This window comes from Streptomyces sp. SAI-135 (genome assembly GCF_029893805.1).
Classification (GTDB): Bacteria; Actinomycetota; Actinomycetes; order Streptomycetales; family Streptomycetaceae; genus Streptomyces.
On the sequence record NZ_JARXYP010000002.1, the window covers coordinates 5,493,474 to 5,516,689 of the forward strand.

General features: G+C 67.7%; 32 protein-coding genes. All 32 read left to right on the forward strand.

Annotation, left to right across the window (positions count from 1 at the left end):
* Positions 1-12 precede the first annotated feature (12 nt).
* The 32 genes from rpsS (at position 13) to M2163_RS29620 (ending at position 23,211) form a co-directional block, all read left to right on the forward strand.
* The gene (gene rpsS / locus M2163_RS29465) at positions 13-294 is read left to right on the forward strand and encodes a 30S ribosomal protein S19 (protein WP_007384069.1); all 282 of its coding nucleotides are present in this window, start codon (positions 13-15) and stop codon (positions 292-294) included.
* 44 nt (positions 295-338) lie between these two features.
* A complete protein-coding gene (gene rplV, locus M2163_RS29470; RefSeq protein ID WP_003974262.1) occupies positions 339-686 on the forward strand; it encodes a 50S ribosomal protein L22 in 348 nt (115 codons plus the stop codon).
* Positions 686-1,507: a 30S ribosomal protein S3 gene (rpsC, locus tag M2163_RS29475; protein WP_280895491.1), complete on the forward strand. Its 822-nt coding sequence runs from the start codon at positions 686-688 to the stop codon at positions 1,505-1,507. Before rplV ends, rpsC begins: the two co-directional genes overlap by 1 nt.
* A 5-nt stretch (positions 1,508-1,512) precedes the next feature.
* Positions 1,513-1,932, forward strand: coding sequence for a 50S ribosomal protein L16 (gene rplP, locus M2163_RS29480; RefSeq protein ID WP_004927269.1), 420 nt, complete (start codon positions 1,513-1,515; stop codon positions 1,930-1,932).
* On the forward strand, positions 1,932-2,156 hold the full coding sequence (rpmC, locus tag M2163_RS29485) for a 50S ribosomal protein L29 (RefSeq protein WP_010036720.1): 225 nt from the start codon (positions 1,932-1,934) through the stop codon (positions 2,154-2,156). Before rplP ends, rpmC begins: the two co-directional genes overlap by 1 nt.
* The gene (gene rpsQ, locus M2163_RS29490) at positions 2,156-2,443 is read left to right on the forward strand and encodes a 30S ribosomal protein S17 (RefSeq protein ID WP_007384073.1); all 288 of its coding nucleotides are present in this window, start codon (positions 2,156-2,158) and stop codon (positions 2,441-2,443) included. Before rpmC ends, rpsQ begins: the two co-directional genes overlap by 1 nt.
* 96 nt (positions 2,444-2,539) lie before the next feature.
* On the forward strand, positions 2,540-2,908 hold the full coding sequence (rplN, locus tag M2163_RS29495; protein WP_003998823.1) for a 50S ribosomal protein L14: 369 nt from the start codon (positions 2,540-2,542) through the stop codon (positions 2,906-2,908).
* Positions 2,909-2,910: 2 nt separating this feature from the next.
* A complete protein-coding gene (gene rplX, locus M2163_RS29500) occupies positions 2,911-3,234 on the forward strand; it encodes a 50S ribosomal protein L24 (protein WP_003992365.1) in 324 nt (107 codons plus the stop codon).
* Complete coding sequence (gene rplE, locus M2163_RS29505; RefSeq protein WP_020135807.1) at positions 3,234-3,791, forward strand: 50S ribosomal protein L5; 558 nt, start codon at positions 3,234-3,236, stop codon at positions 3,789-3,791. Before rplX ends, rplE begins: the two co-directional genes overlap by 1 nt.
* A 5-nt stretch (positions 3,792-3,796) precedes the next feature.
* Positions 3,797-3,982: a type Z 30S ribosomal protein S14 gene (locus M2163_RS29510; RefSeq protein ID WP_003948630.1), complete on the forward strand. Its 186-nt coding sequence runs from the start codon at positions 3,797-3,799 to the stop codon at positions 3,980-3,982.
* A gap of 210 nt (positions 3,983-4,192) precedes the next feature.
* Positions 4,193-4,591 carry a 30S ribosomal protein S8 gene (rpsH, locus tag M2163_RS29515; RefSeq protein WP_007384075.1) on the forward strand — a complete coding sequence of 133 codons (399 nt, stop codon included), beginning with the start codon at positions 4,193-4,195 and terminating at the stop codon, positions 4,589-4,591.
* Between the two features lie 24 nt (positions 4,592-4,615).
* Positions 4,616-5,155 carry a 50S ribosomal protein L6 gene (gene rplF / locus M2163_RS29520; protein WP_053846786.1) on the forward strand — a complete coding sequence of 180 codons (540 nt, stop codon included), beginning with the start codon at positions 4,616-4,618 and terminating at the stop codon, positions 5,153-5,155.
* Positions 5,156-5,158: 3 nt separating this feature from the next.
* Positions 5,159-5,542, forward strand: a complete 384-nt coding sequence (rplR, locus tag M2163_RS29525) for a 50S ribosomal protein L18 (protein ID WP_030317315.1) — start codon at positions 5,159-5,161, stop codon at positions 5,540-5,542.
* A gap of 36 nt (positions 5,543-5,578) precedes the next feature.
* Positions 5,579-6,187 (forward strand): 30S ribosomal protein S5, encoded by a 609-nt coding sequence (gene rpsE, locus M2163_RS29530; RefSeq protein ID WP_030671799.1) that lies wholly within the window; start codon positions 5,579-5,581, stop codon positions 6,185-6,187.
* A complete protein-coding gene (gene rpmD, locus M2163_RS29535) occupies positions 6,187-6,369 on the forward strand; it encodes a 50S ribosomal protein L30 (RefSeq protein WP_005481207.1) in 183 nt (60 codons plus the stop codon). The genes rpsE and rpmD overlap by 1 nt, the downstream gene beginning before the upstream one ends.
* Before the next feature lie 2 nt (positions 6,370-6,371).
* Positions 6,372-6,827, forward strand: a complete 456-nt coding sequence (rplO, locus tag M2163_RS29540) for a 50S ribosomal protein L15 (RefSeq protein ID WP_003974249.1) — start codon at positions 6,372-6,374, stop codon at positions 6,825-6,827.
* A 217-nt stretch (positions 6,828-7,044) separates the two neighbouring features.
* Positions 7,045-8,319, forward strand: a complete 1,275-nt coding sequence (gene secY / locus M2163_RS29545) for a preprotein translocase subunit SecY (RefSeq protein WP_280897333.1) — start codon at positions 7,045-7,047, stop codon at positions 8,317-8,319.
* A complete protein-coding gene (locus M2163_RS29550) occupies positions 8,319-8,981 on the forward strand; it encodes an adenylate kinase (RefSeq protein WP_280849852.1) in 663 nt (220 codons plus the stop codon). The genes secY and M2163_RS29550 overlap by 1 nt, the downstream gene beginning before the upstream one ends.
* Positions 8,982-9,095: 114 nt before the next feature.
* Entirely contained in the window at positions 9,096-9,932 is an 837-nt protein-coding gene (gene map / locus M2163_RS29555; RefSeq protein WP_280849851.1) for a type I methionyl aminopeptidase, read from the forward strand.
* Positions 9,933-10,141: 209 nt separating this feature from the next.
* Positions 10,142-10,363 (forward strand): translation initiation factor IF-1, encoded by a 222-nt coding sequence (infA, locus tag M2163_RS29560; protein WP_003948620.1) that lies wholly within the window; start codon positions 10,142-10,144, stop codon positions 10,361-10,363.
* Positions 10,364-10,392: 29 nt separating this feature from the next.
* Positions 10,393-10,506, forward strand: coding sequence for a 50S ribosomal protein L36 (gene rpmJ, locus M2163_RS29565; RefSeq protein ID WP_003998809.1), 114 nt, complete (start codon positions 10,393-10,395; stop codon positions 10,504-10,506).
* Positions 10,507-10,693: 187 nt separating this feature from the next.
* Positions 10,694-11,074: a 30S ribosomal protein S13 gene (gene rpsM, locus M2163_RS29570; RefSeq protein WP_125188937.1), complete on the forward strand. Its 381-nt coding sequence runs from the start codon at positions 10,694-10,696 to the stop codon at positions 11,072-11,074.
* Positions 11,075-11,144: 70 nt separating this feature from the next.
* Positions 11,145-11,549, forward strand: coding sequence for a 30S ribosomal protein S11 (rpsK, locus tag M2163_RS29575; protein ID WP_003956432.1), 405 nt, complete (start codon positions 11,145-11,147; stop codon positions 11,547-11,549).
* Positions 11,550-11,693: 144 nt separating this feature from the next.
* On the forward strand, positions 11,694-12,716 hold the full coding sequence (locus M2163_RS29580) for a DNA-directed RNA polymerase subunit alpha (protein ID WP_003966937.1): 1,023 nt from the start codon (positions 11,694-11,696) through the stop codon (positions 12,714-12,716).
* A 161-nt stretch (positions 12,717-12,877) separates the two neighbouring features.
* Positions 12,878-13,387 (forward strand): 50S ribosomal protein L17, encoded by a 510-nt coding sequence (gene rplQ, locus M2163_RS29585; RefSeq protein WP_280849850.1) that lies wholly within the window; start codon positions 12,878-12,880, stop codon positions 13,385-13,387.
* Between the two features lie 153 nt (positions 13,388-13,540).
* Positions 13,541-14,962 (forward strand): hypothetical protein, encoded by a 1,422-nt coding sequence (locus M2163_RS29590; protein ID WP_280895492.1) that lies wholly within the window; start codon positions 13,541-13,543, stop codon positions 14,960-14,962.
* Positions 14,963-15,026: 64 nt separating this feature from the next.
* Entirely contained in the window at positions 15,027-15,881 is an 855-nt protein-coding gene (gene truA / locus M2163_RS29595; RefSeq protein WP_280849848.1) for a tRNA pseudouridine(38-40) synthase TruA, read from the forward strand.
* 181 nt (positions 15,882-16,062) lie between these two features.
* A complete protein-coding gene (locus M2163_RS29600; protein WP_280895493.1) occupies positions 16,063-17,655 on the forward strand; it encodes a glycosyltransferase family 2 protein in 1,593 nt (530 codons plus the stop codon).
* Positions 17,652-18,701, forward strand: a complete 1,050-nt coding sequence (locus M2163_RS29605) for a glycosyl hydrolase (RefSeq protein ID WP_280849847.1) — start codon at positions 17,652-17,654, stop codon at positions 18,699-18,701. Before M2163_RS29600 ends, M2163_RS29605 begins: the two co-directional genes overlap by 4 nt.
* Positions 18,698-20,581: a glycosyltransferase family 39 protein gene (locus M2163_RS29610; RefSeq protein WP_280849846.1), complete on the forward strand. Its 1,884-nt coding sequence runs from the start codon at positions 18,698-18,700 to the stop codon at positions 20,579-20,581. Before M2163_RS29605 ends, M2163_RS29610 begins: the two co-directional genes overlap by 4 nt.
* Positions 20,578-22,386, forward strand: coding sequence for a glycosyltransferase family 39 protein (locus tag M2163_RS29615; protein ID WP_280895494.1), 1,809 nt, complete (start codon positions 20,578-20,580; stop codon positions 22,384-22,386). The genes M2163_RS29610 and M2163_RS29615 overlap by 4 nt, the downstream gene beginning before the upstream one ends.
* A 66-nt stretch (positions 22,387-22,452) precedes the next feature.
* Complete coding sequence (locus M2163_RS29620; protein WP_280849844.1) at positions 22,453-23,211, forward strand: polyprenol monophosphomannose synthase; 759 nt, start codon at positions 22,453-22,455, stop codon at positions 23,209-23,211.
* Positions 23,212-23,216: the final 5 nt, after the last annotated feature.

Consider the following 23,216-nt stretch of genomic DNA (forward strand, 5'->3'; position numbering starts at 1 on the left):
GAGCGGGTTTAGATGCCGCGCAGTCTCAAGAAGGGGCCCTTCGTCGACGACCACCTGATCAAGAAGGTGGACGCCCAGAACGAAGCCGGTTCCAAGAACGTCATCAAGACCTGGTCCCGTCGCTCGATGATCGTCCCGGCCATGCTCGGCCACACGATCGCGGTGCACAACGGCAAGACCCACATCCCGGTGTTCGTCACCGAGTCGATGGTCGGCCACAAGCTCGGCGAGTTCTCGCCGACGCGCACCTTCCGGGGTCACGTCAAGGACGACCGGAAGTCGAAGCGCCGCTAAACGCGGATCGCATTCAGACACGTAAGTAACTGAGAGGGACAACCATGGAAGCCAGGGCCCAGGCGCGGTACATCCGCGTTACGCCCATGAAGGCCCGCCGCGTGGTGGACCTTATCCGTGGCATGGACGCCACGGAGGCTCAGGCGGTCCTGCGATTCGCTCCGCAGGCCGCCTCAGTGCCCGTCGGCAAGGTGCTCGACAGCGCCATCGCCAACGCCGCGCACAACTACGACCACACCGACGCCGACAGCCTCTTCATCTCCGAGGCGTACGTCGACGAGGGCCCGACCCTGAAGCGGTTCCGTCCGCGCGCCCAGGGCCGTGCCTACCGGATCCGCAAGCGGACCAGCCACATCACCGTGGTCGTCAGCAGCAAGGAAGGAACCCGGTAATGGGCCAGAAGGTTAACCCGCATGGGTTCCGGCTCGGTGTCACCACGGACTTCAAGTCCCGGTGGTACGCCGACAAGCTGTACAAGGACTACGTCAAGGAAGACGTCGCCATCCGTCGGATGATGACGTCCGGCATGGAGCGCGCCGGCATCTCGAAGGTGGAGATCGAGCGCACCCGTGACCGCGTCCGCGTGGACATCCACACCGCGCGTCCGGGCATCGTCATCGGCCGCCGTGGCGCCGAGGCCGACCGCATCCGCGGTGACCTCGAGAAGCTCACGGGCAAGCAGGTCCAGCTGAACATCCTCGAGGTCAAGAACCCCGAGACCGACGCTCAGCTGGTTGCCCAGGCCGTCGCCGAGCAGCTCTCCTCCCGCGTCTCCTTCCGTCGGGCCATGCGTAAGAGCATGCAGTCGGCGATGAAGGCCGGCGCCAAGGGCATCAAGATCCAGTGCGGTGGCCGCCTCGGTGGCGCCGAGATGTCCCGCTCGGAGTTCTACCGCGAGGGCCGCGTGCCCCTGCACACGCTCCGCGCGAACGTGGACTACGGCTTCTTCGAGGCCAAGACGACCTTCGGCCGCATCGGTGTGAAGGTCTGGATCTACAAGGGCGACGTCAAGAACATCGCCGAGGTCCGCGCCGAGAACGCCGCTGCCCGTGCGGGTAACCGCCCGGCCCGCGGTGGTGCCGACCGCCCGGCCCGTGGTGGCCGCGGTGGCGAGCGGCGCGGTCGCAAGCCGCAGCAGGCTGCCGGCGCCGAGGCCCCCAAGGCCGAGGCTCCCGCCGCCGCTCCGGCTGAGAGCACCGGAACGGAGGGCTGACCGACATGCTGATCCCCCGTAGGGTCAAGCACCGCAAGCAGCACCACCCGAAGCGCCGTGGTCAGGCCAAGGGCGGTACGACGGTCGCGTTCGGCGAGTACGGCATTCAGGCCCTCACGCCGGCGTACGTGACCAACCGCCAGATCGAGGCGGCCCGTATCGCGATGACCCGCCACATCAAGCGTGGCGGCAAGGTCTGGATCAACATCTATCCGGACCGTCCCCTCACCAAGAAGCCTGCCGAGACCCGCATGGGTTCCGGTAAGGGTTCTCCGGAGTGGTGGATCGCGAACGTGCACCCGGGCCGGGTCATGTTCGAGCTGTCGTACCCCAACGAGAAGATCGCCCGTGAGGCGCTGACTCGCGCAGCCCACAAGCTGCCGATGAAGTGCCGGATCGTCAAGCGCGAGGCAGGTGAAGCGTGATGTCGGCCGGTACCAAGGCGTCCGAGCTGCGCGAACTGGGCAACGAGGAGCTGCTGAACAAGCTCCGCGAGGCCAAGGAAGAGCTGTTCAACCTCCGCTTCCAGGCGGCGACCGGTCAGCTCGAGAACCACGGTCGGCTCAAGGCCGTCCGTAAGGACATCGCGCGGATCTACACCCTGATGCGTGAGCGCGAGCTGGGCATCGAGACGGTGGAGAGCGCCTGATGAGTGAGAGCAACGTGACTGAGCAGACTGCAGAGGCCCGCGGCTTCCGCAAGACCCGTGAGGGTCTCGTCGTCAGCGACAAGATGGACAAGACCGTCGTCGTCGCCGTCGAGGACCGCGTCAAGCACGCGCTGTACGGCAAGGTCATCCGCCGTACCAACAAGCTCAAGGCGCACGACGAGCAGAACGCTGCCGGCGTCGGCGACCGGGTCCTCCTCGCGGAGACCCGCCCGCTGTCGGCGACCAAGCGCTGGCGCGTCGTCGAGATCCTCGAGAAGGCCAAGTAATTCCTGCGGGGATCATCCCGCAGGACAGTTCCGCCAGGCTCCGGGGGCCGTTCCTGAACGGCCCCCGGGGAACCGGCAGACAAACAGGAGATAGACGTGATCCAGCAGGAGTCGCGACTGCGTGTCGCCGACAACACTGGTGCGAAGGAGATCCTTTGCATCCGTGTGCTCGGTGGCTCCGGTCGCCGCTACGCGGGCATCGGTGACGTCATCGTCGCCACCGTCAAGGACGCGATCCCCGGTGGCAACGTGAAGAAGGGTGACGTCGTCAAGGCGGTCATCGTTCGCACCGTCAAGGAGCGCCGCCGTCCGGACGGCTCGTACATCCGCTTCGACGAGAACGCCGCCGTCATTCTGAAGAACGACGGCGACCCTCGCGGCACCCGTATCTTCGGCCCCGTCGGCCGTGAGCTGCGCGAGAAGAAGTTCATGAAGATCATCTCGCTCGCGCCGGAGGTGCTGTAAGCATGAAGATCAAGAAGGGCGACCTGGTCCAGGTCATCACCGGTAAGGACAAGGGCAAGCAGGGCAAGGTCATCGCGGCCTTCCCCCGCGAGGACCGCGTCCTGGTCGAGGGTGTCAACCGGGTCAAGAAGCACACCAAGGCCGGCCCGACCGCTCGCGGTTCGCAGGCCGGTGGCATCGTCACGACCGAGGCGCCGATCCACGTCTCCAACGTCCAGCTGGTCGTTGAGAAGGACGGCAACAAGGTCGTCACGCGTGTCGGTTACCGCTTCGACGACGAGGGCAACAAGATCCGCGTTGCCAAGCGGACGGGTGAGGACATCTGATGGCTACCACCACCACTCCGCGTCTCAAGACGAAGTACCGCGAGGAGATCGCGGGCAAGCTGCGTGACGAGTTCAAGTACGAGAACGTCATGCAGATCCCCGGCCTCGTCAAGATCGTGGTCAACATGGGTGTGGGCGACGCCGCCCGCGACTCCAAGCTGATCGAGGGCGCCATCCGCGACCTCACCACGATCACCGGTCAGAAGCCGGCCGTCACCAAGGCCCGCAAGTCCATCGCGCAGTTCAAGCTGCGTGAGGGCCAGCCGATCGGTGCCCACGTCACGCTCCGTGGCGACCGCATGTGGGAGTTCCTGGACCGCACCCTGTCGCTCGCGCTGCCGCGCATCCGCGACTTCCGCGGCCTGTCCCCCAAGCAGTTCGACGGCCGTGGCAACTACACCTTCGGTCTCACGGAGCAGGTCATGTTCCACGAGATCGACCAGGACAAGATCGACCGTACCCGGGGCATGGACATCACCGTGGTGACCACGGCGACCAACGACGCTGAGGGCCGCGCGCTCCTTCGTCACCTCGGCTTCCCGTTCAAGGAGGCGTGAGCGAGATGGCGAAGAAGGCTCTGATTGCCAAGGCTGCTCGCAAGCCCAAGTTCGGTGTGCGTGGCTACACCCGCTGCCAGCGCTGCGGCCGTCCGCACTCCGTGTACCGCAAGTTCGGCCTGTGCCGCGTCTGCCTTCGTGAGATGGCTCACCGTGGCGAGCTGCCGGGCGTGACCAAGAGCTCCTGGTAATCCCCTAGTTGGGGTTACCTGAAGCTCTCGGTAAGCAAAGGGTTTGGTCAGGGGCCCACTCCTCCATGGCTTAGGCTGGGAGGGTTGGGCGCCCTGACGCCCGTACGACTTACTACGCCGTAGGTCCACCGCACCGCACCCGCCTCGTCTCGGATCGAGGAGAGGGATGGGCACCTGGAAACCCCGGCGAGAGAGGCCGAAGGCCAATTCATGACCATGACTGATCCGATCGCAGACATGCTTACGCGTCTGCGGAACGCGAACTCGGCGTACCACGACTCCGTGACGATGCCGGCGTCCAAGATCAAGTCTCACATCGCGGAGATCCTCCAGCAGGAGGGCTTCATCACGGGCTGGAAGGTCGAGGACGCCGAGGTCGGCAAGAACCTCGTCCTCGAGCTGAAGTTCGGCCCGAACCGTGAGCGCTCCATCGCGGGCATCAAGCGGATCTCCAAGCCCGGTCTCCGGGTGTACGCGAAGTCCACCAACCTGCCCAAGGTCCTCGGTGGCCTCGGCGTGGCGATCATCTCCACGTCGCACGGTCTCCTGACCGACAAGCAGGCCGGCAAGAAGGGCGTGGGTGGGGAAGTCCTCGCCTACGTCTGGTAGCGGAAGGGAACGGAGGAAACAGCTATGTCGCGTATTGGCAAGCTCCCCATCACGGTTCCCGCCGGCGTGGACGTCACCATCGACGGCCGTACGGTCTCGGTCAAGGGCCCCAAGGGCGAACTGACCCACACCGTCGCTGCGCCGATCGACATCGCCAAGGGTGAGGACGGCGTTCTCAACGTCACCCGCCCCAACGACGAGCGTCAGAACAAGGCCCTGCACGGCCTGTCCCGCACGCTGGTGGCGAACATGATCACCGGCGTGACCCAGGGTTACGTGAAGAAGCTCGAGATCAGCGGTGTCGGTTACCGCGTGACGGCCAAGGGTTCGAACCTCGAGTTCGCTCTCGGCTACAGCCACCCGATCACCGTCGAGGCCCCCGAGGGCATCACCTTCAAGGTGGAGGCCCCCACCCGGTTCTCGGTCGAGGGCATCGACAAGCAGAAGGTCGGCGAGGTTGCGGCCAACATCCGCAAGCTGCGCAAGCCCGACCCGTACAAGGCCAAGGGCGTCAAGTACGAGGGCGAAGTCATCCGCCGCAAGGTCGGAAAGGCGGGTAAGTAAGCCATGGCATACGGACAGAAGATCCTCAAGGGCGACGCCTACAAGCGCGCCGCGATCAAGCGCCGTCACATCCGGATCCGCAAGCGGATCTCCGGTACGGCGGAGCGTCCCCGTCTGGTCGTTACCCGCTCGAACCGCCACATCGTGGCCCAGGTGATCGACGACATCAAGGGTCACACCCTGGCGTCGGCGTCCACCCTGGACACCACGGTCCGCGGTGGCGAGGGCGACAAGTCCGCGCAGGCCAAGCAGGTCGGTGCCCTGGTCGCCGAGCGCGCCAAGGCCGCCGGTGTCGAGGCCGTCGTATTCGACCGTGGTGGCAACCAGTACGCCGGGCGCATCGCCGCCCTGGCGGACGCCGCCCGCGAAGCCGGGCTCAAGTTCTGAGCCGCTCGTAGCTAGCGGAAAGAGAGAGGTAATCCAATGGCTGGACCCCAGCGCCGCGGTGGCGGTGCCGGTGGCGGCGAGCGGCGGGACCGTAAGGGTCGTGACGGTGGCGCAGCCGCCGCCGAGAAGACTGCTTACGTTGAGCGTGTCGTCGCGATCAACCGTGTCGCCAAGGTTGTGAAGGGTGGTCGTCGCTTCAGCTTCACCGCGCTGGTCGTGGTGGGCGACGGTGACGGCACCGTGGGTGTCGGTTACGGCAAGGCCAAGGAGGTGCCGGCCGCCATCGCCAAGGGTGTTGAGGAGGCCAAGAAGCACTTCTTCAAGGTCCCCCGTATCCAGGGCACCATCCCGCACCCGATCACGGGTGAGAAGGCTGCCGGCGTCGTTCTCCTCAAGCCGGCTTCGCCGGGTACCGGTGTTATCGCCGGTGGTCCCGTGCGTGCCGTCCTGGAGTGCGCCGGTATCCACGACGTGCTGTCGAAGTCGCTCGGCTCGTCGAACGCGATCAACATCGTGCACGCGACCGTGGAGGCCCTGAAGGGCCTGCAGCGTCCCGAGGAGATCGCGGCCCGCCGCGGTCTGCCCCTCGAGGACGTCGCTCCCGCGGCTCTGCTCCGTGCGCGTGCCGGGGCTGGTGCTGCGTAATGGCTCAGCTCAAGATCACGCAGACGAAGTCGTACATCGGCAGCAAGCAGAACCACCGTGACACCCTGCGCTCCCTTGGTCTCAAGGGCATCAACACGCAGGTCGTCAAGGAGGACCGCCCCGAGTTCCGCGGAATGGTGCACACCGTCCGCCACCTCGTGACGGTCGAGGAGGTCGACTGATCATGGCGGAGAACAACCCGCTCAAGATCCACAACCTCCGTCCCGCCCCGGGCGCCAAGACCGCCAAGACCCGTGTGGGTCGTGGTGAGGCGTCGAAGGGTAAGACGGCTGGTCGTGGTACCAAGGGTACGAAGGCCCGTTACCAGGTTCCGGAGCGCTTCGAGGGTGGCCAGATGCCCCTCCACATGCGTCTTCCGAAGCTGAAGGGCTTCAAGAACCCGTTCAAGACCGAGTTCCAGGTCGTGAACCTCGACAAGCTGGCCGCGCTCTACCCCGAGGGTGGCGAGGTCACCGTCGAGGGTCTGGTGGCCAAGGGTGCCGTTCGCAAGAACAGCCTCGTCAAGGTCCTCGGCCAGGGCGAGATCTCCGTGGCGCTGCAGGTGACGGTCGACGCCGTCTCCGGCTCCGCCAAGGAGAAGATCACCGCCGCCGGCGGCACGGTCACCGAGCTCGTCTGAGCGCGATGACCTGAAGCAGTACCCACCGGGGATACCTCACAACGAGGTATCCCCGGTTGGTCGTTCCACGGCAGGCGGCGCCCCGGGTAAGGTGGCCTGCACTGCTTTCCCACATATTCGTCGAACCTCAAGACCGTCACCCTTGACGCAGTAGCGCGGGGGTCGCAGGAGGCACCGTGCTCACCGCGTTCGCGCCCGGGCGTTCAAGACGCCCGACCTGCGCAAGAAGCTGCTCTTCACGCTCGGCATCATCGTGGTGTACCGCGTGGGTACCCACATCCCGATCCCCGGCGTCGACTACAAGTCGGTCCAGGAGTGCGTGGACCAGGCGTCCGGCAACCAGGGACTCTTCGGTCTGGTCAACATGTTCAGCGGCGGCGCGCTGCTGCAGATCACGGTCTTCGCGCTCGGCATCATGCCGTACATCACGGCGAGCATCATTCTGCAGCTGCTCACCGTGGTCATCCCGCGCCTGGAAGCCCTCAAGAAGGAGGGCCAGGCCGGTACGGCGAAGATCACGCAGTACACCCGTTACCTCACGGTGGCGCTCGCCATCCTCCAGGGCACCGGCCTCGTCGCCACCGCCCGCAGCGGCGCCCTCTTCTCCGGCTGCACGGTCGCGTCGAGCATCGTGCCGGACCGCGCGATCTTCACCACGATCGTCATGGTCGTCACGATGACCGCCGGTACGGCCGTCGTCATGTGGCTCGGTGAGCTCATCACCGACCGCGGCATCGGCAACGGCATGTCGATCCTGATGTTCATCTCGATCGCCGCCACCTTCCCCTCCGCGCTGTGGGCCATCAAGAAGCAGGGCACCCTGGCCGACGGCTGGATCGAGTTCGGCACCGTCATCGCGGTCGGCCTCGTCATGGTCGGTCTGGTGGTCTTCGTGGAGCAGGCCCAGCGCCGCATCCCCGTGCAGTACGCGAAGCGCATGATCGGCCGCCGTTCCTACGGCGGTACGTCGACGTACATCCCGCTGAAGGTCAACCAGGCCGGTGTGATCCCGGTCATCTTCGCGTCGTCGCTGCTCTACATCCCGGCTCTGATCGCGCAGTTCTCGAGCGGCAACTCCGGCTGGAAGACCTGGATCGAGGCCAACCTCGTCAAGGGCGACCACCCGATCTACATCACGCTGTACTTCTTGCTCATCGTGTTCTTCGCGTTCTTCTACGTGGCGATCTCCTTCAACCCCGAGGAAGTCGCCGACAACATGAAGAAGTATGGTGGCTTCATCCCGGGCATCCGGGCTGGCCGACCGACCGCTGAGTACCTCTCCTACGTGCTCAACCGGATCACCTGGCCGGGTTCGCTGTACTTGGGTCTGATCGCTCTTGTGCCAACGATGGCGTTGGTCGGCTTCGGGGCAAGCCAGAACTTCCCGTTCGGCGGGACCAGCATCCTGATCATCGTGGGTGTCGGTCTCGAGACGGTGAAGCAGATCGAGAGCCAGCTCCAGCAGCGCAATTACGAAGGGTTCCTCCGCTGATGCGTATCGTCCTCGTCGGGCCGCCGGGCGCCGGTAAGGGAACGCAGGCCGCGTTCCTGGCCAAGAACCTGTCGATTCCGCACATCTCCACGGGCGACCTGTTCCGCGCCAACATCAGCCAGCAGACGGACCTCGGCAAGCTCGCGAAGTCCTACATGGACGCGGGCAACCTGGTTCCGGACGAGGTCACCATCGGGATGGCCAAGGACCGCATGGAGCAGCCGGACGCCGTGAACGGCTTCCTGCTCGACGGCTTCCCGCGCAACGTCTCGCAGGCCGAGGCGCTCGACGAGATGCTCCAGACCGAGGGCATGAAGCTCGACGCGGTGCTGGACCTCGAAGTACCCGAGGAGGAGGTCGTCAAGCGCATCGCCGGCCGCCGCATCTGCCGCAACGACTCGGCGCACGTCTTCCACGTCTCGTACAAGGCGCCGAAGCAGGACGGCGTCTGTGACGTCTGCGGCGGCGAGCTGTACCAGCGCGACGACGACTCCGAGGAGACGGTCCGCAAGCGCCTGGAGGTCTACCACACCCAGACCGAGCCGATCATCGACTACTACAAGGCCCAGGGCCTGGTGGTCACGATCTCGGCGCTCGGCAAGGTGGAGGACGTCACCGGCCGTGCCATGGAGGCGCTCCAGCACGAGGACGACGCCGCCTAGCGGTTCCTCCGCGTACGTCAGCCGCGGTTCCCTTCCGAGGGGGCCGCGGCTGCTGTGTGGGTGCACGTATCGTTGAAGGCGCCCGTCCCTCTTCCCTCGAAAGGCTTCCGCCGCATGGTGCAGATCAAGACCCCCGAGCAGATCGCCAAGATGCGCGAGGCGGGGCTGGTCGTCGCCGCCATCCACGCGGCGACCCGAGAGGCCGCGGTGCCCGGGGCCACGACCAGGGATCTCGACCAGGTCGCGCGCAAGGTGCTCGCGGAGCACGACGCGAAGCCGAACTTCCTGGGCTACGGCGGCTTTCCGGCGACGATCTGCACCTCGGTGAACGAGGTCGTCGTCCACGGCATCCCGTCCGACGAGGTCGTCCTCAAGGACGGCGACATCATCTCCATCGACTGCGGCGCGATCATCGACGGCTGGCACGGGGACGCGGCCTACACCGCGTTCGTGGGCTCGGGCCACGCTCCGGAGCTGATCGAGCTCTCGCGGGTGACCGAGGAGTCCATGTGGGCCGGCATCGCGGCGATGAAGCAGGGCAACCGGCTCGTCGACGTCTCCCGGGCCATCGAGACGTACATCCGCCGCCAGCCGAAGCCGGGCGGCGGCCGCTACGGGATCATCGAGGACTACGGCGGCCACGGCATCGGCACCGAGATGCACATGGACCCGCACCTGCTGAACTACGTCGACCGGCGCCGGGGGAAGGGGCCGAAGCTGGTCACCGGGTTCTGCCTGGCGATCGAGCCGATGGTGTCCCTGGGCACGCCCAGGACGGAGGTCCTGTCGGACGACTGGACGGTCATCACGACGGACGGCACGTGGTCGTCCCACTGGGAGCACTCGGTCGCCCTGACGGAGGAAGGTCCGCTGGTGCTCACGGCTCCCGACGGGGGCAAGGCGAAGCTCGCGGAGCACGGGATCGTCGCGGCTCCGGATCCGTTGGGCTAGCTCGATCGCCCGTCCGCGGGCCGTACGTGGCGGTCGCGCAGTTCCCCGCGCCCCCGTGGGGGCGCTTAAGGATCTCCGGGCTGGGGCATCCTTTCTCGATTCGTCTTTCTGGGTGCGCTGACGTAGACTGACTCGTCGGCTCTCGTGCACCCGCATGTCTTCATGCGCTGGCGGGAGTCGATCAAGGTAGTCGATTCGAAGGGCGAAGCGTGGCCAAGAAGCAAGGTGCCATCGAGATCGAGGGCACTGTCGTCGAGTCTCTTCCGAACGCCATGTTCAAGGTCGAGCTCCAGAACGGCCACCAGGTCCTGGCTCACATCAGCGGCAAGATGCGTATGCACTACATCCGTATCCTCCCTGACGACCGGGTCGTGGTGGAGCTGTCTCCGTACGACCTCACGCGTGGCCGGATCGTCTACCGGTACAAGTAGATCCCTCTGACTCGGAGAACCTCGATCCCATGAAGGTCAAGCCGAGCGTCAAGAAGATCTGCGACAAGTGCAGGGTGATCCGCCGTCACGGTCGGGTCATGGTCATTTGCGAGAACCCGCGCCACAAGCAGCGCCAGGGCTGACGCACGACCGAACCCTCTGCTCTCGCAGGGATTCGCGCGACGCAAGCTGAATATGTTCATACGCAGGACCCAGGCGTACTCCGCCTGACACCCCCGGTTCGGAGGCCGGGGACCCAGTTCGTACCTGGTACGGCGGCTGGGAGCCGGTTCTGCGGAAGACCTCCGAAGATCACCAGGAGCCATTGAAGTGGCACGCGTTTCCGGTGTTGACATCCCGCGCGAAAAGCGCGTGGAGGTCGCCCTGACCTACGTGTTCGGCATCGGCCGGACCCTTTCGCAGAAGACGCTGGCCGAGACCGGCGTCAACCCGAACACCCGCGTTCGCGACCTCTCCGAGGAGGAGCTCGTCGCGATTCGTGAGTACGTCGACAACAACCTCAAGACCGAGGGTGACCTCCGTCGCGAGATCCAGGCCGACATCCGCCGCAAGGTCGAGATCGGCTGCTACCAGGGTCTGCGCCACCGCCGTGGACTGCCCGTCCGTGGTCAGCGCACCAGCACGAACGCTCGTACCCGCAAGGGCCCGCGTCGCGCCATCGCCGGCAAGAAGAAGCCGGGCAAGAAGTAGTCCTCAGCGGACCACGCTTCATCAGCGGTCTTCGCTGTAGGACCGACCACCTCCCCGTAGGAGTTTGTAGATGCCCCCCAAGGGTCGTCAGGGCGCTGCCAAGAAGGTGCGCCGCAAGGAAAAGAAGAACGTCGCTCACGGGCACGCCCACATCAAGAGCACGTTCAACAACACGATCGTCTCGATCACGGACCCCTCGGGCAACGTGATCTCCTGGGCCTCCGCCGGCCACGTCGGCTTCAAGGGCTCGCGCAAGTCCACCCCCTTCGCCGCGCAGATGGCCGCCGAGTCGGCCGCCCGTCGCGCGCAGGAGCACGGCATGCGCAAGGTGGACGTGTTCGTCAAGGGTCCCGGCTCCGGCCGTGAGACCGCGATCCGCTCCCTCCAGGCCACCGGCCTCGAGGTCGGTTCGATCCAGGACGTCACGCCCACGCCGCACAACGGCTGCCGTCCGCCCAAGCGCCGCCGCGTCTGAGGCTCGGTTGTCTTGAGGTTGCGGGCGGTACGGCTCTTCGGGGCCGTGCCGCCCGTACCCTTGCAGTACCCGTCCCTTTTGCCGGGGGCGGTTCCGTCGGGCGTCAAATAGCGGGCGTCCACGAAAGAAGGATCTGATCCACACATGCTGATCGCTCAGCGTCCCTCGTTGACCGAAGAGGTCGTCGACGAATTCCGCTCCCGGTTCGTGATCGAGCCGCTGGAGCCGGGCTTCGGCTACACCCTCGGCAACTCCCTGCGTCGTACGCTCCTCTCCTCGATCCCGGGTGCGGCGGTCACGTCCATCCGCATCGACGGCGTCCTGCACGAGTTCACCACCGTGCCGGGTGTCAAGGAGGACGTCACCGACCTGATCCTCAACATCAAGCAGCTGGTCGTCTCCTCGGAGCACGACGAGCCGGTCGTGATGTACCTGCGCAAGCAGGGCCCGGGTCTGGTCACCGCCGCCGACATCGCGCCCCCGGCCGGTGTCGAGGTGCACAACCCCGACCTCGTCCTCGCCACGCTCAACGGCAAGGGCAAGCTGGAGATGGAGCTCACGGTCGAGCGTGGCCGCGGTTACGTCTCCGCCGTGCAGAACAAGCAGGTGGGCCAGGAGATCGGCCGTATCCCGGTCGACTCCATCTACAGCCCGGTGCTCAAGGTCACGTACAAGGTCGAGGCGACCCGTGTCGAGCAGCGCACCGACTTCGACAAGCTGATCGTCGACGTCGAGACCAAGCAGGCGATGCGTCCCCGTGACGCCATGGCCTCCGCCGGCAAGACCCTGGTCGAGCTGTTCGGTCTCGCCCGCGAGCTGAACATCGACGCCGAGGGCATCGACATGGGCCCGTCCCCCACGGACGCCGCCCTGGCCGCCGACCTGGCGCTGCCGATCGAGGAGCTGGAGCTCACGGTCCGCTCCTACAACTGCCTCAAGCGTGAGGGCATCCACTCCGTGGGTGAGCTCGTGGCGCGCTCCGAGGCCGACCTGCTGGACATCCGCAACTTCGGTGCGAAGTCCATCGACGAGGTCAAGGCGAAGCTGGCCGGCATGGGCCTGGCCCTCAAGGACAGCCCGCCCGGATTCGACCCGACCGCCGCCGCGGACGCCTTCGGCGCGGACGACGACGCGGACGCCGGGTTCGTCGAGACCGAGCAGTACTGAGCTCGGGACCGACTGCCGGACCTTGGCTGCGGGGCCGTTGTGGCTGGTCGCGCAGTTCCCCGCGCCCCCTTGGGGCGCGGGTCTCCGACGAGCAAACCCGCTCGCTCGGATACTGACCTCGGTACCTGATACGGCCGGGGCAGACATCTAGGAGATACACCATGCCGAAGCCCACCAAGGGTGCCCGTCTGGGCGGCAGTGCCGCGCACGAGAAGCTGCTGCTCGCGAACCTCGCGAAGAGCCTCTTCGAGCACGGCCGCATCACCACCACCGAGGCGAAGGCGCGCAAGCTGCGTCCGTACGCCGAGCGTCTGGTCACCAAGGCCAAGAAGGGCGACCTTCACAACCGCCGTCAGGTGCTCCAGGTGATCACGGACAAGAGCGTCGTCCACACGCTCTTCACCGAGATCGGCCCGCGCTACGAGAACCGTCCCGGTGGCTACACCCGCATCACCAAGATCGGTAACCGCCGTGGCGACAACGCGCCCATGGCTGTCATCGAGCTGGTCGAGGCGCTGACGGTCGCGCAGCAGGCGACGGGTGAGGCCGAGGCCGCCACCAAGCGTGCCGCCAAGGACGCCGAGGCCGCTCCGGCTGCCGAGGAGACCAAGGTCGACACGACCAAGGCCGCCGAGACCGAGGACGCCGCCGAGGAGTCCAAGGACGCCTGACGCTTCCGCGTACGTGACGGGCTCGCCCCCTGGGGGGCGGGCCCGTTTCGCGTTGTCACGGGGAAACCACAGGGCAACCTCACAGCGGGCTCATGGGTCATCCATACGGCGTCACCGCTCCGGTGCGCCCGATATCCGACTTACGGGGGTCCCATGACGTCTCTCGCCGCAGTGCGGCGCACCCTCTCCGCGTTCGCACTGGCCGCCCTGGCCGGTACGGCACTCGCCGTTCCCGCCAGTGCCGAGGAGGAGCCGCTGGCGGTGTCCGTCACCGGCCCCGACAGCGTGAACCTCTCGCTGCAGCCGGAGCCCGGTGAGCCGGGCGAGCCGGGTGAGCCGCAGATCGAGCTCGGACTGCGGGCGCCCGGCGAGCCGGTGCCGGACGAGAACGGAGTCATCTATCCGATCCATCAGGGCGACTACACGGTCACGGTGGACGCGAGCTCCCTGGCCGGTGTCGCCGCCGTCGACTTCTCCCGCCTCGGCGGGTGGCGGGGCTGCACCGTCGACGGACTGGTCGCGACCTGCAGTGACTACGAAATCTACGCCGGCGAGGACTACAACGAACTGGGCGGCATCCGACTCGACGTGACCGACGAGAGTGCCGCCGGCGACTTCGGCACCATCGAGGTCACGGCCGCGGGAGAGGGCCTGGCCTTCACCGGGCACACGGTGGACGTCCTGGTCGGCGGCCCCGAGCTGCAGATGAAACAACTGGCCGAGCCCGAGGGCTTCAAGGCCGGCGACACCTTCCAGGCGCCGCTGAGCTTCCGCAACGTCGGCGGGCTGGGCGGCAAGGGTGTGGTGCTGCGGATGTACGGCAGCCGGGGCCTTTCCTTCCCCAGCACCTACGGGAACTGCTGGTACGACCCGCGCGACCCCGACGAACTGTTCGGGAGCTCCAAGGCCCTGTGCGTCTTCGACGAGGAGTTCGCGGCCCAGGCGGCCTACGGACTCAGCGCTCCCTTCCCGGTCGAGACGGCCGGTTTCGCCCTCTACGACGTGATGTCCTACTCCTTCAGCGCGGTGCCCGCCGACCAGGTGGCGGACCTGCTGGCCGAAGGCGACTACCGGGCCGGGACCGGGCCGGAGCTGGGACTGGTGCGGCTGCCCGACGCCGACCCGGCGGGCTACAGCCGATTCGCGGAGATGGACTTCCCGACGAAGAACACCTTCGACCTCGACCTGACCGGTGAGCGGCTGCGGGCCCGCAAGGGCGAGACGGTGTCGGTGGACGTCGGCTTCGCCAACCACGGCCCCGCGTGGCTGGCCCTGCTGCGCTCCGGCGGCGAGCCGATCTCCTTCTGGGTCGACCTTCCCCCGGGCACCACGGTCACCACGGCTCCGGAGAGCTGCCGGGCCGCCGGCTGGGAGGGTGCCGAGGGCGACTACCTCTGCTCCATCAACACGCCGATCCTGGAGGACGCGTCCCGGACCTACACCTTCGGCCTCCGCGTCGACGAGGTGATCCGGAACGCCACGGGCCGGGCGTTCTTCACGTACACCATGCCGAACGAGGGCAACCCGGCGAACGACTCCGGCGACATCGTGCTGAACCCGCGAGGTCGGCTCTGATCGACGGCAGTGCGGGCCCGCCCCTCGGGGCGGGCCCGTTTCGCGTTCCTGAGAGGATCGGGGAGTGAGCGACGAAGTACAGCCCGGTTACGTCCGTGTCCGCCTCGACCTCTCCTACGACGGGACCGACTTCTCCGGGTGGGCCAAGCAGGCCGGGGGACGGCGGACCGTGCAGGGCGAGATCGAGGACGCGCTGCGGACGGTGACGCGGTCGGGCGATGTGACGTACGAACTGACGGTGGCCGGACGCACCGATGCCGGGGTGCACGCCCGGGGCCAGGTGGCGCATGTGGACCTGCCCCAGGCGCTGTGGGAGGAGCACCGGGAGAAGCTGCTGAAGCGGCTGGCGGGCCGGCTGTCCAAGGATGTGCGGGTGTGGTCGCTGCGGGAGGCACCGGCCGGGTTCAACGCGCGCTTCTCCGCGATCTGGCGGCGGTACGCCTATCGCGTCACCGACAACCCCGGGGGCGTCGACCCGCTCCTGCGCGGGCACGTCCTGTGGCACGACTGGCCGCTGGACGTCGACGCCATGAACGAGGCGGCGGCACGGCTGCTGGGGGAGCACGACTTCGCCGCGTACTGCAAGCGGCGTGAGGGCGCGACGACCATCCGCACGCTCCAGGAGCTGAGCCTGGTGCGGGACGAGGACGGGATCATCACCGCCACGGTGCGGGCCGACGCCTTCTGCCACAACATGGTGCGCTCGCTGATCGGGGCGCTCTTGTTCGTGGGGGACGGGCACCGGGGGCCGGACTGGCCGGGCAAGGTGCTGGCCGCCGGCGTACGGGACTCGGCCGTGCATGTCGTACGGCCGCACGGGCTGACGCTGGAGGAGGTCGGGTACCCGGCCGACGCGTTGCTGGCGGCCCGGAACAAGGAGGCACGGAACCGGCGGTCCTTGCCCGTGGTCGACTGCTGACGCGACTGTGAAATGTCTCTGGTACCCCTGTGACCCGTGATGAAACCCTCACTTAACAAGAAAGTTGAGACGTAAAGCGAGAAGACGGTTATGCTTTCGCGGTCCGGCCGGAAGTTCGATTTATGGGGATGGCCGAACATTCGGGTGGGGTAGTCAGGGCCGGGCGGCCCTGGGGGGTTTGATGACTGCTGTGGTTGGCGCTTCCGCGCCCTCTCGTCGGCGCAGGCGGCCCGTGGAGAACCACGGGCTCTTGCCGCAGCCGCCGGACGACGTCGAGAAGTACTCCTACACACGCCGCCACCTGTGGGTTCTGACGGCGGGCTCACTGATCAGCTTCGCCTGCCTCGCGGTGAGCCAGCTCCTGTTCACGGCGTCGAGTCCGTGGTTCTGGCTGACCCTGCCGCTGCTGGCGTTCGTCATCGCGGACTACCTGATCTCGCTGTACCTCGACGGACTCAGCAAGGACTTCGACGTCAAGAAGCACAAGCGCCTGGTCCGCACCTGGCAGCCCGCCAGGTACCCGAGCGTGGACATCTTCCTGCCGGTGTGCGGTGAGCCCCTGGAAGTGCTCCACAACACCTGGGTCCATGTGAACCGGCTGGCCGCCAGCTATCAGGGCGTCGTGAAGACGTACGTCCTCGACGACGCCGCCGAGGACGAGGTCGGGGCCATGGCCGCCGACTTCGGCTTCCACTACGTGGTGCGGCCCAACCGCGGCTGGTTCAAGAAGGCCGGCAACCTCAACCACGCCTTCGAGAAGACCGACGGCGACCACATCCTCATCCTGGACGCCGACTTCGCACCGCGCGCCGACCTGCTCGACGAGCTGCTGCCGCACATGGACGACGACGAGAAGGTCGCCATCGTGCAGTCGCCGCAGTTCTTCCGCATCGTCGACGCGCAGAACTGGATCGAGCGAGGCGCGGGCGCCGTGCAGGAGCAGTTCTACCGCTCCGTCCAGACCTCCCGTGAGGACCACGACGGGTCCATCTGCGTCGGCTCGTGCGCCATCTACCGGCGCGCGGCCCTGGAGCAGACCGGCGGCATCACGCTGATCGAGCACTCCGAGGACATGTACACCGGCTTCGATCTGCGGGCGCTGGGCTGGAAGCTGCGCTACGTGCCCGTCGCGCTGTCCGCCGGCGTGTGCCCGGACACGGCCGGTGCGTTCCACAACCAGCAGTACCGCTGGTGCATGGGCTCGCTGGAGCTGCTCACCAGCAAGCGGTTCTGGGAGATGGACCTCAAGTTCAAGACGCGGCTCTGCTACGTCTCGGGCTTCCTCTACTACCTCCAGACCGCGCTCGCGACGTTCATCGCGCCGATCATCCCGCTCGGCCTGATGATCCTCCGCCCGGACCTGATGCGGGCCGAGGCCACCCTCTGGGTGCTGCCGAGCGTCGCGTACGTCACGCTGGTGCTGCCGCTCTGGCACCGGGCGCCGTACCGGCTGGAGGCCTGGGCCGTCCGTGTCATGTACGGGTGGTCGCACGTCTTCGCCGTCTGGGACGTGATGCGGGGCCGCCCGATGGGCTGGAAGCCCACCGGTTCGGCGGGCGCCAAGAAGAACGGCATGCGCCGCTACTGGAACTGCATGATCTTCTGGACCGGCGGCACCGCCGTGGCCTGGATCCTCGTCGCGGCCTGGCGCATGCTCACCCTCTATCCGCCGGACTTCGCGCTGATGCTGTCCGCCGGCCTCTTCTACGCCATGGTCGTCGGCCGTGTCCTCGTCCAGCCGCATGCCCAGGAAGTGCAGGAAGCGACCGCATGAGTCTCTCCGAACGCCACGTACGAGCCCTGCGCCCCGTACGGGCGCTGGCCGCCGTCCTGCTGGCCGGTGCGCTGCTGGCCGGATGCAGCACGTTCTCCGACGAGGGCCGCGCCCAGTACGAGCGCGGCCAGGGCGAGGAACCGGGCGCCACCGGCACGGCCGCGGCCACCGAGTCGGCGAAGCCCGAGCCGCCGTACGACGTGCGGCCGCTGCTGGAGCCCCGGAAGAAGTACCTGGGTCTGGCCGCAGACGGCGCCCCCGCCAAGATGACCTCCGTCGAGGACTTCGCTCGGCGGGCCGGCAAGAAGCCCAACCTGATCGAGTTCTACTCCGCCTGGGGCGACCAGTACGAGCAGCGGCTCGTGCAGAACTCCTGGGACTACGGTGCGGTGGCGTTCATCGCCTGGGAGCCGTTCGAGACGAGCCTGAAGGACATCGCCTCGGGCAAGGAGGACGCGTACATCCGCGAGTACGCGCAGTCCGTCACGGAACTGAACCTGCCCGTGGCGATCAGCTTCGCGCACGAGATGAACGGCTTCTGGTACCCGTGGGGGACCAAGAAGGCCACCGCCGCCCAGTTCACCGCCGCCTACAAGCACATCCACGACATCTTCGACGACGAGGGCGCCACCCAGGTCATCTGGGTGTGGAGCCCGAACGTCACCCACCCGATGCCGAACGTGAAGCTCAAGCCGTACTGGCCGGGCGACGACTACGTCGACTGGGTCGGTGTCATCGGCTACTACGGGGCCACCGGGCCGAACACGTACCGGACGCTGTACGGGCCGACGATGACCGCTGTCCGTACCTTCACGAAGAAACCATTCATCATCGCGGAGACCGCCGCACAGGCCGGTGAGCGCAAGCCCGCCGACATCGAGTCCCTCTTCCAGGGCACCGCCGAGCGCGACGACGTCATCGGGTTCGTCTGGTTCAACTTCGACAAGGAGACGGACTGGCGCATCAACAGCGGTCCGTTGTCCGAGAAGACCTTCAAGGAGCAGGCCGCGAGCCCGGACTTCGGATTCGATGTGACGAAGCCATGAGCGATCGAACCACGCCCACCTGGGCGGGCGACTCCGAGCTGCACGACGAATACGCGTACGGGCAGCAGTACGGGCACATCGACGACGACGGGCGGCGGTACGCGCAGCGGGAGAGCCTCAGGCAGTACGCGCAGCAGGCCCCCTCGCCGGACCAGGAACAGGCCGGCGACTACCAGCCCGGCTACTTCACCGAGACCGGCAGCTGGCGCTTCGACGTCCGCGGCCGGACGTCCGAGTACACCGACCAGCAGGCGTACGACACCTTCGCGCCCTTCGACCCGTACGCCTCCTACACCGCCGTCGAGCCCGAACCGGTGGCCCCCGCGGCCGCGGAGCCCGAGCCGAGGAAGCCCGGTTACACGCTGCCGCCCGTGCCGGAGTCGTCGTGGGCGGTGGACACGCGGCGCAGCAAACTGCTCGGGCGCGGGGTGCTGCTGTGCATCCTGCTCGTGCAGGCGGGGCTCTCCCTGCGGCTGCGCGGGACGGCCTTCCAGGACGAGGCGCTCTACATCGCCTCGGGCCACTACGAGCTGGCCAACCTGCTGCACGGCACCAAACTGCCGGTGGACTTCGCGGCCTACTTCTCCGGGCACCCCAAGCTGTATCCGGTGCTCGCCGGCGCCGTGGACAGCCAGTTCGGCCTCGCCGGTGTGCGCGTGGTCAGCCTGCTGTTCATGCTGGGTGCCACCACGCTGCTGTATGCGCTGACCCGGCGGCTGTTCAATCTGCGTGCCGCCCTCGGCGCGGCCGCGCTCTTCTCGGTGCTCCAGTCGACGATGGTGCTCGGCAACTTCGCCACCTACGACGCCGCCGCCGTCTTCCTGCTCGGGCTGTCCGCCTGGGCGGTGGTGCGCACCGACCGGATGAACGCGATGGCCGTGCTGCTCGCGGCACCGCCGGCCGCACTGGCCTTCGGGGTGAAGTACGCCTCCGGTCTGTACCTCCCGACCCTGGTGGTCCTCGCGGTGATCACCGCCCACCGGCACCGCGGCATCCGCGCCCTGGGCCGCGGCGTGGTGCTGGGGACGGGCATCGTGGTCCTGCTCGGGATCGGCTACTGGTTCTCCGGACCGCTGGGCGGCATCAGCTCCACCACCACCAACCGTGCCAAGGGCACGGACACGGCGGCGACGATGCTCCAGCACAGCGCGGAGTGGGGCGGGCTGGTCTTCCTGGCCGCGCTCGGCGGCACGATCGCCTATGCGCTGCGCGCGCGGATGGGCGAGATGCCGTGGATCGGCGGCGAGACCTCGGGACGCTGGCGGCGCGCCGCGCTCGGCCTGCTGCTGACGGGCACGGCGCTGCTCGCTCCCGCCTACCAGATCCACCTCCACACCGAGATCTCGCTCTACAAGCACGTCGGCTTCGGACTGTTCTTCGCCGCGCCGCTGGCCGGCCTCGGCATGGCCCGCCTGGTCGGCCCGCACTTCCGCCATCCACAGCTCGGGATCCTGCTGTACGTCGTCACCCTCGTGTTCGGCATGGTGCAGGCGCAGCGGGCGTACAGCTTCCCGGACTCCACGCAGATGACCGCGTACCTGCGCACGGTGGTCGACAAGAAGGGCACCTACCTCGCCGAGGAGCAGGAGGTCCCCGCCTACTACCTGCGGGACAGGACCAACTGGACGCAGTGGCAGAACTCCTACTTCATGGACTACCAGGGCAAGGACGGCAAGCAGTACACCGGCCCCGACGCGTTCCGGCAGGCCGTCCGTGACGGGAAGTTCGACGCGATCGTGATGCACGGCAATGTCAGCCCGGTGACGTACGAAGCGGTGAAGGAGGGGTTGAAGAACAACTCCCACTACCGGCTGGCGGCCGTGTTCCCGTACACCACGAGCAGCGGAGAGCACGCCTACCGGATTTGGGTGAAGCGATGAGTTCCCACGCCCCCGCTCCCTACGGTGGCGGATACCCCGACACCCCGGGCGGTCACGATCCGTACGCGGGCCAGGGGGCCTACTCCGGGCAGGGCACGTACGCCGACCCGGCGCAGGGCACCTACGCCGGCCCGGGCGGGTACGGCGCTCCGGGGCAGTACGCCGCCCCGGGCAGGTATCCGGGCGGGCAGGACGCGTTCGCTCCGGAGCCCGCCGCTGCGCAGCCGGCCGACCCGCAGCCCGCCACGGACGGGACGGCCGACCCGGCGACCGAGGGCCCGAAGGGCGGGCGGCTCGCCGGCGCGGCGGTCTTCCTGGTGCCCACGGCGCTCGCCTTCGCGCTGATCCTGCGCGGGATCGGTGACCGCCAGCTGTGGCGCGACGAGCACGCCACCTGGTGGGCGGCCACGCTGTCCTTCCACGACCTGAGCCTGCTGATCCGCTCCATCGACGTCGTGTTCACGCCGTACTACGTGCTCATGCACCTGTGGATCGCCGTCGCCGGGGACTCCCCGACCGCGCTGCGCATCCCCGGAGCGGTGGCCATGGCGGCCTCCGCGGGCCTGCTCGCCCTGCTCGGGCGGCGGCTGTTCACCACCCAGGTGGGACTGCTCGCGGGGCTCGCCTTCGCCGTCGTGCCGGTCACCACGCGCTACGGGCAGGAGATCCGCCCGTACGCCTTCGCGGTGGCCGCGGTGCTGCTGTCGACACTGCTGCTCGCCAGGGCGCTGGACAAGCCGTCGTTCAAGGTGTGGGTGGCCTACACGCTGTCGGTGCCGCTGATCGGCTGGAGCCACCTGGCCTCGATGGCGGTCCTCGGCGCACATCTGGTGATGATCCTCATCGCCCGGCGGGCCGGCGACAAGATCGTGGGCTGGGCCTATGCCGCGGCCTGCACGCTGGGCCTGTGCTTCGTCATTCCGATGGCCGTCTCCGGCTCGGGGCAGAGCGGACAGATCGCCTGGAACAACCCGGTGCTGAAGGACCTGCTCGAGTTCCCCAAGAACCTCTTCGGGTCCTGGGCGGTGGCCGTGCCGGTCATGGCGCTCGGCGCGCTCGGGCTGTTCTTCGCGGGACGGCGTGCCCTTCCGCTGGCCGTCTGGATCGTGCTGCCGCCCGTGGCGACCTACGCCACCGCCGACCAGCTGCACCTCTTCCTGCCGCGCTACCTGCTCTACACCGCGCCCGCCTGGGTCCTGCTCGCGGCCGTCGCCGTGGTGCGGATCGCCGGGCCGGTGGCCGGGGCGAAGGCCGGCACGGGAGCGGCGGCCCGGCGGGGCCTCGGCTGGGTGCTCGTGGCGGCGGCGGTGGCCGGGATCGCCTTCCAGTCGCTGCCCGGCATCCGTGAGACCCGGCAGAACGCCCTGGGCGAACCCGATTTCCGCGGCGCCGCCCGGCTCATCGAGGCCGGGCAGAAGAAGGGCGACGGCATCGTCTTCAGCGGGGTGATGTCCGAGCGCCGGGCCATGGACTACGAACTGCGTGACGACGCCGGCCGTCCGAGCGACTCGCTGATGTACCGCACTCCGCAGGAACTGGGTTCGTTCGGCGCGCTCGAATGCCCGGACGCCACGCGGTGCCTGGAGGAGGCCGACCGACTGTGGCTCGTGTCGACGACGCTCGACGGACAGCCGTTCAGCGGCATGCCGAAGACGACGGCGACCGCGATCCAGAAGAGCTTCAAGGCCGTGAGGACCACGAAGCTCGAATACCTCCAGCTCGTGCTCCTCGAAAGGACACGCGCGGCTACGGACGACCCGTCCGGGGACAAGGACGACGCCGCCAAGCGCAAGGTGCACACCTGAGTTGGGTTCCGGACGCGGGACGACCCGCGTCCGGTGGGGGGCAGATCAATTGGGGAGGGGAAAGAGATGACGTACGACCTGGGGGCGGACGTGGCTGTCACCGTGGTGATGCCCACGTACAACGAAGCCGCCAACTTGCCCAGAATGGCCGAGGCGGTGCTGCAACTGCCGCTCGACGGGCTGCACTTGAAGATAGTGGACGACTCCAGTCCGGATGGTACCGGACGGATCGCCGAGGAGCTCGCCGAGAAGTACAACTGGGACGGGCGGCGCCGGATGAGCGTGCTGCACCGGACCGAGAAGGACGGGCTCGGGCGGGCCTACGTCGCCGGCATGAGCGCCGCGCTGGACGAGGGCGCCGCCTACGTCGTCCAGATGGACGCCGATGGCAGCCACCCCGTGGAAGCGGTCCCACGCATGCTCGGCACGGCCCTGGCCTCCGGCGTCGGCCTGGTCGTGGGCAGCCGGTACGTGGAGGGCGGCTCGCTGGACGAGGAGTGGGGCAAGCACCGCGTGCTGCTGTCCCGCTTCGCCAACCGTTACGCCCGGACCGTGCTCGGCACCAAGATCCGGGACATCACCGCGGGCTTCAACCTGTGGTCGGCGGCCACCCTGCGGGACATCGACCTGGCGACCCTGGACAGCGCCGGCTACAGCTTCCAGGTCGAGCTGAAGTTCAAGGCCGTCCGGGCCGGACACAGCGCCGTCGAGATCCCGATCCGCTTCGAGGAGCGCACCGAGGGAGTCTCCAAGATGAACCTCTCGACGCAGATCGAGTCGGCCGTGATGCCGGTACGGCTGCGGCTGCGCAACCGACGGGGCTGAGCGGG